Annotated in this window: 11 protein-coding genes; all 11 read right to left on the bottom strand. The window is 51.3% G+C overall.

Features of this window, described 5'->3' with window-relative positions; all coding sequences use genetic code 11:
• Positions 1-183 precede the first annotated feature (183 nt).
• Positions 184-843, bottom strand: coding sequence for an FHA domain-containing protein (locus FGI41_RS02025; RefSeq protein ID WP_139488212.1), 660 nt, complete (start codon positions 841-843; stop codon positions 184-186).
• A gap of 13 nt (positions 844-856) precedes the next feature.
• Positions 857-2,263 carry a hypothetical protein gene (locus FGI41_RS02030; RefSeq protein ID WP_139488213.1) on the bottom strand — a complete coding sequence of 469 codons (1,407 nt, stop codon included), beginning with the start codon at positions 2,261-2,263 and terminating at the stop codon, positions 857-859.
• A gap of 2 nt (positions 2,264-2,265) precedes the next feature.
• Positions 2,266-3,930 carry a serine/threonine protein kinase gene (locus FGI41_RS02035; RefSeq protein ID WP_176560076.1) on the bottom strand — a complete coding sequence of 555 codons (1,665 nt, stop codon included), beginning with the start codon at positions 3,928-3,930 and terminating at the stop codon, positions 2,266-2,268.
• A 32-nt stretch (positions 3,931-3,962) separates the two neighbouring features.
• On the bottom strand, positions 3,963-4,598 hold the full coding sequence (locus FGI41_RS02040) for a hypothetical protein (RefSeq protein WP_139488215.1): 636 nt from the start codon (positions 4,596-4,598) through the stop codon (positions 3,963-3,965).
• 184 nt (positions 4,599-4,782) lie between these two features.
• Entirely contained in the window at positions 4,783-5,538 is a 756-nt protein-coding gene (locus tag FGI41_RS02045) for a PP2C family protein-serine/threonine phosphatase (RefSeq protein ID WP_139488216.1), read from the bottom strand.
• A gap of 4 nt (positions 5,539-5,542) precedes the next feature.
• Positions 5,543-7,525 carry an AAA family ATPase gene (locus tag FGI41_RS02050; RefSeq protein ID WP_176560077.1) on the bottom strand — a complete coding sequence of 661 codons (1,983 nt, stop codon included), beginning with the start codon at positions 7,523-7,525 and terminating at the stop codon, positions 5,543-5,545.
• A 22-nt stretch (positions 7,526-7,547) separates the two neighbouring features.
• On the bottom strand, positions 7,548-8,450 hold the full coding sequence (locus FGI41_RS02055) for a hypothetical protein (protein ID WP_139488218.1): 903 nt from the start codon (positions 8,448-8,450) through the stop codon (positions 7,548-7,550).
• A 51-nt stretch (positions 8,451-8,501) separates the two neighbouring features.
• Positions 8,502-9,380 carry an FUSC family protein gene (locus FGI41_RS02060; protein ID WP_139488219.1) on the bottom strand — a complete coding sequence of 293 codons (879 nt, stop codon included), beginning with the start codon at positions 9,378-9,380 and terminating at the stop codon, positions 8,502-8,504.
• A gap of 20 nt (positions 9,381-9,400) precedes the next feature.
• Positions 9,401-10,324 (bottom strand): hypothetical protein, encoded by a 924-nt coding sequence (locus FGI41_RS02065; protein ID WP_139488220.1) that lies wholly within the window; start codon positions 10,322-10,324, stop codon positions 9,401-9,403.
• Positions 10,325-10,390: 66 nt separating this feature from the next.
• Positions 10,391-11,053: a 4Fe-4S single cluster domain-containing protein gene (locus FGI41_RS02070; RefSeq protein ID WP_139488221.1), complete on the bottom strand. Its 663-nt coding sequence runs from the start codon at positions 11,051-11,053 to the stop codon at positions 10,391-10,393.
• Between the two features lie 46 nt (positions 11,054-11,099).
• The gene (locus FGI41_RS02075) at positions 11,100-12,047 is read right to left on the bottom strand and encodes an MFS transporter (RefSeq protein WP_139488222.1); all 948 of its coding nucleotides are present in this window, start codon (positions 12,045-12,047) and stop codon (positions 11,100-11,102) included.
• Between the last annotated feature and the right edge of the window lie 640 nt (positions 12,048-12,687).

Genomic DNA, 12,687 nt, shown 5'->3' on the forward strand with positions numbered 1-12,687 from the left:
CTCATTTTGCTTGCCGCGAACCTTTTCATTGGTCACGATTTCAGCTGGTTTGCCTTTGCTCATTTCTTGGTGGATGTTGACGTTTTTATTCTTGGACATGGTTGATCCATCCTTTTTTCCGTGGTATTGGGTCTGCACCTGTATTATGTCCGCCGGGTGGATGGATCATGTAAAAAGTCAGGGTTAGAGCTGCACGCGGAAATCCAGATTGGCGATGACCAGTGCATCCCCGTCCTGCAGCGGGTACTCGCGGTCGCGCTCCAGTCGCTGGTGGTTGAGCCGGGTGCCGTTGGTGCTGTGGTCGGCGATGGTGTAATCCACGCCGTTGAAGCGGATGGTGGCATGGCGGTTGCTCACGTACAGATGCTCTTGAAAAAACTCTTTGGCAAAATCCCCGTCGCGGCCAATCACACCGCCGTAGAGCGGGATCTCGATGGAAAAGCCGCCTCGTATGGCAACCAGACGAAGCTGTTGCATGCGGACGGTGTGGGATGCGCCTCCGGTATGAGAAGCGGCCGATGTAGCGGTGGATGGTTGAGCATTGCTTTTCTGATCGGGAGCGGACTGTCTGTTGATGGCAGAGCTGTCCCCGCTCTCCTGACCCGCTGCGGATGATCGGTCATCAGCACCGTTGTCCCGACCAAGTGGGAAAGGCGCATCAGGCGAGAACGGTGCCGTCTCTCCCGGATTCGGGTTCGGAGTCGGAGCAGGCGCCTCCCCTCCTCCCCCTGCCGGGACGCGCTCAGGACGGATGTAGGAGATGTCCATCCGGCACTTTTCACAGTCCATCATACTGATATCGTTGTGGTGGTTGCAGTTTTCACAGATTCGTACTTCTAACATGGCGGGCGACTCCTTACTCCAGTGTCATCCGCTTCGGCTCAGCCGGGCGGCGTGCCGTCTGGTCTTTTGTCTTTTTCAGCACGGTTTTGTTGCGGGTATCGACGATGCGGGCGTATTTTTCGTCAGGGGGAGCGAGATTTTCATTGGCGATCACGATGCCTTTTTCCATCAGCTTCTCTCTGACGGCGCTGTAGTTAGTGCAGAACAGCTCCATGCTCTCCTTGATCTGGAGCTTGTCACGGCTGGTCAGTTCGCGTGGTTCGTCACTGTAGCCTGTCACCTCGAACAAAATACTGCCGTTGTCAGAGGTCATCACGTTGACCGCGGTGTTGTCGGCAAGGCCGTACATGTTGTGCAGGACGTTTCGCTTCGGGGTCTGGATCGTGTCGGTTGCGATGATCTCATAGCCCAGCTCGCGCATCACCTCGTTGACGGTCTCGGCGATGTATTCCTGCTCTTCTTTTTTCCGCAGCTGCTCTTGGAGGGCTGTGATCTGCGACTCCAGCGTCCGAATCGCGGTGGCGGTATCGGCAGTCTGCGCCAGCGTCTCATCCGGCGCGAGCCTAAGCAGTGCCGCGACAGACGTATAGGTCAGGTAGAGTTCTGTCCGCTTCTCTTCTTGTGCCTGTCTGCGTTCGATCTCGACGTCATAGCGTTTTTTCGTGGATAAAAAGGCCTTGGTACGCGATTCGATCAGGGACGCGAGGTATGCCTGATCTGCCTGTTGGCTGGCAAACAGCGCATGAACCGAATCGTACAGTGCATAAATCTCATGTTTACTTTCAATGAACGGGCTGTTCAAATACGGTTCGACCGCGGCTTCGAACACGGCGACGGCCTCGTCCAGATTCACCTCAACTGGCTTAGGTGCGCCTGGGAAATGGACGGGTGTGTGTATATGACTCTCACGCTTCAGGTCTAACGACTGTCTGCGCTTCACTTCCAGCTCGCTTGCCGCCGCGAGAAACTCCTGCTCGGCCCGCGAATAGGCGACCTGCTTGGCATACTCTGTCAGCCGGTCAGAATGCAGCCGCAGCTTGCCGTTCATCGTCTGACGGGTCTGTGACAGCAGACGTCCGATGCCCTGCAGATAGGAGCGCATCGGGTCTACATCACGCACCGAGTAGCTGCCTGGGAATGCGTCGATCTGACGGAGCAGCTGGTCTCGGAGGTGTTGCACAGGCTCGATGTAGTAGGCATCCAGCCCCATTTCCTTCGCCTGATCCAAGCCAGACTGGGCATAGATCGCAAGCTCCCGACGCAGCTGTGACAATTCATCATGGGCTTGTTCAATCTCATGATCCAGCCAGTTCATCTCTTGACGGCGTCGTTCTTCTTGGATGCGGCGCTGGCGTTCTGCCTCCTGCCTGCGCCGTTGCTCTTCTTGTACCGAAAAATCACTGTATTTGGGGCCGCTCATGGTCAGACTCCTTTTTGCACAAGCTTTTTCCACTCTTCGATGTGACGGCTAAAGCCCAGATGATCCAGCCAGGCGAAGAAATATTCATCAGCGAGCAGCTGATTGGCGAACTCCTCCAGCTGACTTCTGTTGGCATAGAGGTAATCGACCAGCTCATCTGGTGAACGGAACTCCTTACGCTGCCACTTGAACACATCGCTTGCTTTGAGCAGGAAGGCGAGACGGAAGTAGATATCCCGTTTGATCTTCGTGCCGCCCCCAGCCGCTTTGCGCAGACTGCGGATCTGCTCTACCTGTGCTTTGTCATACTGTTTATGCTCCATGTAAAATTCTAACGCACCTGTGGTCAGCAGGTTGTAGGCATCCTGATCCACCTCTGGAAGCTTGGCATGCATCTTCTCTGCCAGTTGGAGCAGGTCTTGAAGATTTGTGCCCATCCAGTACAGCGGAGCGTTCGGGTGGAGCGTATAGATCATTTTGAACATCCCGAAATCGAGATTTTTCTCATATTCGACGATGTCCATGATCTTGGAGGCGACATCCTGTCCGACCTGCTTGGCATGGTCGCTGACGAAGCCACGGTAGAGCTGCTTCTTGCCGTCCACCCAGTTTTCCGCAAGCACGGTTGCCAGATGATCCAACTCATAGATTTCTTGCCCGTTAAAACGGTATGGCTTGATGTTAGCGGTGTGGCGGTCTTCCTTCAGCTCGACGTACTCGCCCTTCAGCCACTTGTTGACCTGCTCGTAGCCCCAGCGGTTTTGGCGGTCTTTGAGAGTGAGGCCGCGGATCAGCTGCACCATGCGCGGCTGGAGTCCGGATGGGATCGGCAGCTGGTCGACAAGCGTGATCTTGAGAATCTGCTGGTCGGTCATCCCGTAGAACGGATTGATCCCGGTCACGAGGTACAAGAGCGTAATCCCGAACGAATAGTAGTCAGACAGCGGGAAAATAAAGCCGTTTGCCGTCTCTGGAGCCGCATATCCAAGCGTACGGGAAGCGCTGGTCAGGCGTACAGACTGGTTGTCATCGAGGATGGAAGAGATCCCGAAGTCACCGATGACGACGTTTTGCAGATCGTCTGTGAAAAACAGGTTGTTCGGTTTCACATCGCGGTGGATCATATTTTTTTGATGCAGGGCAAGTAGACCTTCGTTGATGGACGGAATCACGGTTTCCATCAGGAAGTGGGAGTCGAGCGGAGCTTTTTTCAGCAGGTCTCCATTGCGGTAGAACGGCATGATCTCAAAAAAGCGGCCTTCTACCTCACCCGTGTCAAGGATCTGGATGACATACGGGGATTGGATCGATTGGATCAGCTCGACGACTTCTCGCTTTGGATGCTTGGACGGGTGATACAGCTTGGCGACATATTCACGGTTGCCGTCTGAACAGACGAACAGAGCCGCCTCCCCTGTGTTGTCAGCGAGTACGCCGATGATGGTGTACGTGTCTTTGAGCACACTTCCGACGTTGATATAGCTTGGAGCCGCGTGGCGTTGGGCTTGTCCGTCCGTGCCCATCACAGCGGTGGCATTGTTCCCTGGCATGACGACGGTGGCTTGTCCTTCTGGCATCACCATCGTAGCATTGCTGTCCGGCATGACGACCGTGGCGTTGCTGTCCGGCATCATCACGGTTTTTGGTGGTTGTTGATTATCAGACATGAGCATATCTCCTTTACGTTGGGTACGCAAAACTAACGAAGAATCAGATATTTTACCAAAATACATAAAAAGAGAATAATAACGGCGGTCAAAACACCAGACCGAACATAACTCCTATCAAGCTGTCTGTGAGAAGCCATGTCTTCTTCAAGCAATTCCTCACTGCGGACCCGTTGGTAGACTTCAACTAAATCTTTATCCTGTACATCACTTGCCCTGAGGCTGTTACGGATTAAGAGGTCTAGTGGTACCTGTTTGTTTTCGATCATCAGGGAGAGGACTTTCCCTTGCACCTCTTCTTTTGCGAGGTAGTCCTGAACCGTTACTGCCTCTACTAAATCAATGGCATATTCGTTATGTTCCAACAAACGTTCCGACTCCTCGATCATCCCGAGCAATTGGGAATGCAGTGCCAGTACGTGTGTTTGAAATTCATTGACTTGGGAGAGATTGCTGCAGTCCATAGGCAGTGCTTGAATCTGATCCGCCAGTTCATAGGCACGGGCCGAAAACAGCTCCATCTGATGGATCTGTTGCAATCTCTGATACTCCTCACTGCTGATGATTTCATCCTGTAACATCGCTGCAAGCTTATCTTCCGTGTTCATGCAACCCGCGAGAAGACTGGACAGCCTGCGAATCGAATCAGAGAGAATCGCGTCACTCATCACTTTTTCCTACCTTTACTTGCGATCAACACGGCAATGTACGCGTCTCTTCGACCGCCCATCTGCTGATCCACACAGCAGCACCGAAAAGCCCACAGACACTCAGGATCTCCGGCCAACAGCTCATGGACACGCGCGGAGAACTGCTCTACTTCCCGCCTCGCTTCAGACGTTCCCCACTCTTTTATTTACACGCCATCAAAATGACGGTGATATTATCATGACCCCCACGGTTGTTGGCCGCATCCACCAGTGCATGGGCTGCCGCTTCAAGACTCGGCGCACCATCGAGGATGATCTCCATCTCTTCGTCAGAGAGCATGTCGGAGAGTCCATCGGAGCAGAGCAGATAGACGTCATCTCCGCGCGGATCAAGCGCCAGACTCTGCACCTCGACCTGTGGCGGCTGTTCTGTCAGACCGCCGATGCATTGCAACAGGACATGCCGCTTGGAGTGTGTGGCCATCTCTTCGCGCGTGATACGTCCCATGTCAAAAAGCGACTGCACCAGTGACTGATCTCGGGTGATCTGACGCAGGATGCCCATGCGGAAGCGATAAAGACGGCTGTCCCCGACATGAAAGGTCGTGATCGTCTCCCCTGCACAGAAGAACCCGGTCAAGGTCGTGCCAAGCCCCTTAGCCTCTGGATGGGTCTCGCCAAATCGGTAGACCTCCTGATGGATATCCGAGACCGCTTGCTGCAGATCCTCCGGAGTACAGGGCAGCGGAAGCTTCTTCAGCGAGCCAAGCGTCATCTCCGAGGCGACCTCGCCCGCATTGGTTCCGCCCATTCCGTCGGCTACTGCGAACAACAGTGGTGACTGTTCGGCTGAGAGCGAGTAACCGCCCGATTTTGCCACCCTATCATTTACCAAAAAGCCGTCCTCGTTGTGTTCCCGTACACGGCCCACATCTGTCAACGCATAGATCTCAAACATAGAATCACTCGCAATCAATCAGGATGATTTCGTTCTGTTCATAGATTCGGGTGACGTGCACCTGTGCCTGTTCCCGGATTTGGTGGTCAAACAGATAGCGGGACAGCGGATTAATGAAGTATTTTTCCAAGATATTGCCGATCCCACGGCCCCCGTTCTCCAGATTGCCAAAAGCAAGCGTAAGCAGGAACTGACGCGCTTCCGGACCTACCTCCAGCTGGATGTTGCTCTGTTCCTTGAGACGGCTCGTGATCTTTTTGAGCTGGCTGTCAAGGATGAGGATCGCCACTTCTTCACGGATGTAGTCGAAGACGACGATGTTGTTGCCGATCCGGTTGAGAATCTCTGGACGTCCCAGATCGAGCGTGAAGTACTCCTTGATCGACTCGGTAATCCGTTCCTTGATCTCCTTGTAGCTCATGACAGGCGTGATATTCGGCACACGGGCACCGATCTCGTTCTGTTTATAGACACCCAGGTTGCTGGTGAAGACGATGATCGATTCGGAAAAATAGACCGTCTCCCCTTGTCCATCAGTCATCCGGCCGTCTTCGAGAATCTGCAGGAACTTATCGAGGATGGATGGATGCGCTTTTTCAATCTCATCGAACAACAGGATCGAAAACGGCTTTTCCTTGATCGCATTGGTCAACTGACCGCCTGCTTCGTATCCGACATATCCCGGAGGTGCCCCGAGAAGCTTCTGGTCAGAATGGCTCTGCTGGAATTCACTCATATCAAAACGGATACAGTCGCTCACTTCCCCGAACAGATACTCTGCCAAGGTACGTGCAAGCTCTGTCTTCCCTGTCCCGGTCGGCCCGGCGAGGAACATCACCCCACGAGGCTTGCTGGCACTCTGCGAATGCTGCAGACCAGACATCCCGCTGGCGGATCGCTTGATGATGTCGAGTGTCTCGATGATTGCGGCATCTTGGCCTTTGACCCGGTCACGGATGAAATGTTCCGCGTTGGCCAGCTTCTTTGCGCCAAGCTCTGCCCATTTGTTTTCCTTCTGACCATATTTGTAGAGGGTAATCCCGTCGTTGATACGTCCGAGCGGTATCCCTTCCTGCTGACAGAGGATTTTCAGCCCGTTCAGTTCAATATTGGTGAACCCGTCGGTGAGGTCGACAAATTTGTCTTTGTATTTTTTCACTTCTTCCTCGGTATAGGAGGTTTCATTTCCTAAGAAGGATTGCAGCTGGGTATCGATAAAACGTCGGCGGGTATGATGATCTGGCTTATTGATCCGAAGCACCTTGACATATGGGTTGTCGAGATAGAACCAAGCAGGAATATCATTGGCCTTGTTACAGATGATGAACAGCAGATGATTGCCAAGCGGTGCCTCTGCTCCCTCTTCGCGCGGACGAAGCTTGCCTTTTTTCGGTTGCAGGCTGTTGATCAGCAGGCGGGAAAAGGCTTCGCGGTCGCAATCGCTCAAATGATCTGGCGAATTGACATAGCGGGAAGCGAGATTCATCACGACCGCCATCGCACGGGTCTGGTTGGTGCGGTCTTGTCCGTACTCTTTATGCTCCATCCCGGCACGGATCATCTCGCTGGCCCGCTCCAACGAAGCACGGTACCGGCTCTGTGTCCCGCTCCCTGTACGAGTTCCGGTCGCAGTCGTACCAGCAGCCCGTAAAAAGTTGTCGAGATGAGGCTCAGAGCTTTCGTGATTATAGAAACCATCAATATGATCATAGAAAACGATATCTTGGTAGCCGTTCTCATGCAGATATTTATGTAAATAGTGATTCAGCCCAATCAGCTGCCATTGCACGTCTCCCTCCCGTACATTGGGATAGGATTGCAGGTCAAAAATATTGCCCTCGATCACAAAAGTCGTCTTAAAGGTACGGAAACGGTCCATCTCCGAGTGCCACGGGGACAGACGCAGATTAGCGGGTGCTGCTGGCTGACTCGGCAGATTCACGCCCAGAGACGGTGTGCCGAATTCCATGTTGAGACTGGTGGTCATGCTGGTCACATCCTTTTTTCGGTTACTGGGATCCATTTTTTTGATTTACGATGTATTCTTCTGTCAGCTCTGCCATGAGCATCAGCAGAACCAAGAGACTGATCTGATGGTAAAAAATGGCGACTGCTACATTGGCCGCGATCACCAGCATGCAGATCTTGCCGGAAAAGTCAAACCGATCATACAGATAGAAAGCTGCGAGACCGCCACCCATAATCGCCAACAGCGCAAATAAAATATGTAAGCTCTCCGGCAGAAAATAGAGAATAGGCGCACTAAGCACGCAAGCGACGTATTTATACCAGCCCTTTTTCTCGGCAACATCACGCGGAGATGAATTTGTAATAGTTGCCCGAGGCGCTTGGAGGCGTTCTTTGGAGATCGTCCAGTAGAATTCCCTGATGTTATTGTCTGCTTTACCGCTCTGTATCAACTCGTGCAACACCTCGTGCGGCGGTTTCTCTCTGTTTTGTATGATCGCCTGCAAGGCACGGGTCCTCGCCGTATGCTGATCGGGCGGGCCGTGAATCTCCCCGTGGGGAATGAGATGCAGCTGGAAGGCTTTGCTGTTATAGATTCCATAGTAAGCTGATTTTTTCTCCAAGCTGCGCAATTCTTCCACCAGACGGGGCATCTCCCGCTCCAGTTCGGCCACTTGCTCGAATGTCTCACAGCGTTGGGTCAGCCTGTGGATTTGCCGCTGTAGCTGTTGCGCTTCCTCTGACACCACTACGAAATCGCTGATCCGCTGTATTTCGATATAATCCGGATGCTTGCGGAGATGATTCAGGGCGAGCTGGACTTTGGGCTGAGGGCGTTTGGAGATGCTTGCGAGTAACAAAGCCAGTTGGGTGCTGGTGCTGGCGGTGTCGGTTGGCTTGGTCTGACTTGTCCCGGTTGTATGTATTGGCTGTGGTTCACTCATCGCGCTCACCTCCTGCTGGGTATGTTCGTTGTTTTTCGCATGCGGCTGGGATTAGAGAGGCACCCGGCGGCTGTTGCTGGCTATCCCTATTCCGATAAAATGACCCAGGAATCCTAAGATCGGGATGGTAATCACCCATACCAAAATGTCGGTATAATAGACTAGTATGAGCAAAGTGAGAAGCGCTGGGATGATAGCCACCGGTCCCGTCGCAATTAACAACAATACCATAAGGATCCCCCACACCCACCAGATAATAGAGCCCATCACCTCGAAATAACCGTCCGGTGGCAGCCAGCAGATCAGGATGGCGATGATAATTCCGGCACAAGTGGAAATCGAGACAATACGGTCATAGAGTTCTCTATCTTCCTTCTCCTGTTTTTTTGTCCGTGTCGCTTTGTAGGCTATTTCCAAATCAGCGTCATAATCCTTCAACAGTTGTTCGCGGAGGAGTACCCCGGGTTCACGGTGTTTATTTTCCGTCAGGAGTTTCAGAATTTTTTTATACTTGGTTTGCTTTTTTTGTAACTCTTCCACCTTTTGGCGGGAGAGGAGTTCCAGATTGTAGTTGTTATTATTGATTCTGTCTATGGATGTTTGCTCCAGCGACTTCAACTTTTCGGCGTATTTTTTTAATTTCCGCTCCAAGTCTTTTGCTTCCGCCATTGTTTGGCATTCATAGGTAAACTGTTGGATCTCTGAAGCCAGTTCGTGCGCCTTCTGGGAAAAAAGTTCACAATCATGGATCTTCTGAACGGTTGAGTAATTGCGGCTTCCCTTGATACGCTCTTCCAGAAAACGGGCGATTTTGGCCTCATTTCCGGTCACGCCAGCCAACAAAGTCAAGAGCTTCTCCCCGGCTCCTTTTAACTTGACAGAAGCAACATTGCCTTCCACTTGCACCGTATCGTCCGCGTATGTACTCATTGGCTATACCTCCTTGCTGTTTACTTCGAATCGTTCTGTTCGGTTTGGGTTTCAGGGAATGGCCATATCATTGCATGGATCAAAAAGCTGAGCGGTAACAAAAGAATTGCAATGCCCAAATAAGTAAAGACGCCCAAGAAGAAATACGTCACTGCCCAGAGGATGCCCCAGCCGACTATCAAGGCCCCTATATTTGTCAAACAACCATCCAGGCTCCATTCTGTGAAGAAGCCGATCGTCAAAATTACGCCAAACAGCCAGAAAAAAATCTCGTCCCCCCACACGTAATAGTTGCCGGGCAAGAAGTAAGCCACAATCGCCCAAATCACTTCAAGGCCAACGCACAACAAAAACATAAGAATGCCAGACCGGGATTCGTCTGATTTGGCCTGCTCCGCGCTTCGTAGATCCGCATAGGCTGCACTGACCTCGACGTCTTTGTTTTTGCGTAAATAATTCCGCAATACCATAGCCGGTTCCGTTCCCGGATGATCCACGATCAGACCGAGTACTTTGCCCGCTCCGGTTTTTTGTATTCTCATGTCTTCCAGCTTGTGGTTATCAATCAGATCAATCTTATATCGATTTGCCTCCAGCTGCTGTTCGGAGGCCTCAATCATTTCTTTGAACTGAGCTGACAGACGCGCGGCTTTTCGTTTCCACTTAACAGCTTTTTCATACGTATCGATAACAGTGCCAGTTCGTTCGGTTATCGACGGATCAGCGGAAGTGGATTCCGAACGGTCTGTTTTCGCCCGGTTGAACGCGCTGATCTGCATAATCAGCTCTCGGGCCCGCTCCGTAAAGGTGGTGTATTGGTCATAGCTCTGTAAAAGCTGATACCCCTCGCTATCCTTCGTCTCATCAATCACCAGCTGCACAATCGTCTCCTGCCGGCTCGCACACGCGGATAATAAGGTCAAAAGATTATCGGTTCGGTTCATTGTGCATCACTCCATATGAATCAGATTAGCATCAACACTCCTATTTCACAGGTGAGATAGGATCGTCTAGCTGATTCGGTTTCGTTTTGGCTTGTTCGTGGGTGGTTCTACGTGTGAAGCGGTATAATTCACCCCATGTTCCGCAAGCTTTTCCGACAGGCTGTCAGCGCTCCTCTTCACCGGGATGCCGATGGCAAGCAGATCCTGTCCTTGAAAAATCGTCTGCACCGTGCGTTGACCCGTCAGCACCTCTTGGTAGCGCTTGCGGAATTCTTCTTTGAGAAAATGAACCCGCTGGTTGGACGAACCGCGCAATGGTTCATTGTCATTTTGCTCTTCTATGTATACGCCGTCGATCAAAACCGCCGTATGCTGCAGGATGCCGGCAATCGACGGATTTTTTGACTGCTGCATCTCTTCCAGCCGGTAGCCTGTGTAGATCAGGATATCCTCGCTGACATGCTGACTGAGCCATGTGACCAGCTCCGCGAGTTCATCCGGCTGAACGAGCGGGTCGCCGCCTGTGATCGTCACCCCGTCGATTGGGTGTGTGACCGAACCGATCATCTGCTTCAGTCGATTGATCGGGATGTTCCTCGCCGGGTCCTCGTCCCACAGCTCCGGGTTGGAGCAGTTCATACAGGAATGCGGGCAGCCTACCGTCCAGATCCCGATGCGGTTGCCAGGCCCCAGAGTTTTGACCGGGTAAAAGATTCGTGCAAGTTGCATGGTGCTGATCCTCACTCCTTCGCTTTCTCAGTCGGTCTTTTTTGTCCTATTGGTGGAGTGAGTTTCCTGCTTTTGCACGCTGTTTGCGAATCCACACGTGAGCAATCAGTCCGCCATAAATAATCATCGATATGATATAACATGCGAACACGTACAGCGCGACCAGCAAAACAGCGGATTGAAACAGCATTGCGACAAAATAGAACAGTACCATTGTTCCCAAAATGAAAACCCGTCGCTTCCACTCCATATTCCCTTTGCGAATCTGCTGGATACCCATCCCAAACAGAACCACTAATCCACTGACCCCGACTTGCATAAACCACAAGATTAGAAGCTTGCCCATGTCACTGCCAACATTAAAAAAGTAGATGACGAAGGTAACAAAAGCCAGCCACATCCCGTAACTGCCCCCTGTTTTCCATAAAAGTCGCTTGTAATCGCTCTTTTGCTCCTCTGGGGTGAGGTCGGAGTCCTTGCAGAAATTTTGATACAAGCTCTTCACGTACGGGTCATCATTGTACTTCAAATAGTACTCCATCACTCTTCGTGTGGAGGCTTGCGGGTTCGCCTGGTAGACTTGTTTCAGACGAGGATGATGGATGATTTCTGTATTCAGATCAGTTTGATATTCATCTGCCAGTTCCCGCAATCGCACGTAGGCCGCTTGGGAGTCGTCTATTGAATCAGCATTGGCATCGTATTGAAACGTCATCAATTCTTTCTCCAGTTCTCTCGCCCGCGGGGTCAAGAAGCAGTATTCATCAATCTCCGCCAGCAGACGGTATTCCGGTGTCAGTTTCAACGGTCCGATCAGCTGATGGGGTGTTGCTTCTGCACTGATACTGACACTGTTGTTGCTGTTACTGTCAGCGTGTTTCCCTATACTGGCGTTCCTTTCACTGTTGTTGGCGTCAACGTTACTTTCAGTGACGATGTTACTATTAATCGATTCCTTTGTTTGGTTTGGCAAGCTGTCTTCCTCTGTTGACATCGTACCCATCCCCCTTTTATGTGGTAGAACCTTTATACGTAGGTACGTTCCTTTTGATTTCCTATTTTCAGGATAAAAGTCCAGTATAACCTTGCACTTGATTTACATAGATCAATAGTCCTTACTATTTTAACAATGTTATAAAAAAGATAAGACAAAATACTTATATGTTTATTATAAATGAAAAAAAGGATGTTACCTAGATAGTAACATCCTCTTTTGCCTAATTTTTTCATTTTTGAACGACTTTTTTCAGCATTTTCCCAGAAATCTTACAGGAACCATTGACTCAGTCGATAGCAGAATGGTCCGAACAAAAGAATAAATGTAATAGCCATAAAAGTAGTCAATCCGCTGAGACGATTTTGTTGTTGTACCATGTGTAAGCACTCCTTTATTCATCCGTTTTCCTTTGATGCTTTTATCCTACTGGATTCGTGGAGTGTAGCTTGTGATGTTTATCACAGGTAGTTGGGGAATTTTGTGGCAAAAATATGGCGGAGAGGGTGCTTGGGTGGGGGGAGGCGGCGACTGGCAAGAGGCTTCCCTTTTTTTGAAAACCCGAAGGGGTATAGACTGTCCGCTGCGGAAATCCCAAGAGTGGGTCGGGTCAAAAAGCGGTTTTGCTTGGGTGGGGGCG

The sequence above is a fragment of the Brevibacillus dissolubilis genome (assembly GCF_006170445.1).
GTDB classification, from domain to species: domain Bacteria; phylum Bacillota; class Bacilli; order Brevibacillales; family Brevibacillaceae; genus Brevibacillus_B; species Brevibacillus_B dissolubilis.

What these genes read in the sequence shown, in the direction of transcription:
- FGI41_RS02025 (WP_139488212.1), bottom strand. Translation starts at nt 843, where the DNA reads ATGTTAGAAGTACGAATCTGTGAAAACTGCAACCACCACAACGATATC.
- FGI41_RS02030 (WP_139488213.1), bottom strand. Translation starts at nt 2,263, where the DNA reads ATGAGCGGCCCCAAATACAGTGATTTTTCGGTACAAGAAGAGCAACGG.
- FGI41_RS02035 (WP_176560076.1), bottom strand. Translation starts at nt 3,930, where the DNA reads ATGTCTGATAATCAACAACCACCAAAAACCGTGATGATGCCGGACAGC.
- FGI41_RS02040 (WP_139488215.1), bottom strand. Translation starts at nt 4,598, where the DNA reads ATGAGTGACGCGATTCTCTCTGATTCGATTCGCAGGCTGTCCAGTCTT.
- FGI41_RS02045 (WP_139488216.1), bottom strand. Translation starts at nt 5,538, where the DNA reads ATGTTTGAGATCTATGCGTTGACAGATGTGGGCCGTGTACGGGAACAC.
- FGI41_RS02050 (WP_176560077.1), bottom strand. Translation starts at nt 7,525, where the DNA reads ATGACCACCAGTCTCAACATGGAATTCGGCACACCGTCTCTGGGCGTG.
- FGI41_RS02055 (WP_139488218.1), bottom strand. Translation starts at nt 8,450, where the DNA reads ATGAGTGAACCACAGCCAATACATACAACCGGGACAAGTCAGACCAAG.
- FGI41_RS02060 (WP_139488219.1), bottom strand. Translation starts at nt 9,380, where the DNA reads ATGAGTACATACGCGGACGATACGGTGCAAGTGGAAGGCAATGTTGCT.
- FGI41_RS02065 (WP_139488220.1), bottom strand. Translation starts at nt 10,324, where the DNA reads ATGAACCGAACCGATAATCTTTTGACCTTATTATCCGCGTGTGCGAGC.
- FGI41_RS02070 (WP_139488221.1), bottom strand. Translation starts at nt 11,053, where the DNA reads ATGCAACTTGCACGAATCTTTTACCCGGTCAAAACTCTGGGGCCTGGC.
- FGI41_RS02075 (WP_139488222.1), bottom strand. Translation starts at nt 12,047, where the DNA reads ATGTCAACAGAGGAAGACAGCTTGCCAAACCAAACAAAGGAATCGATT.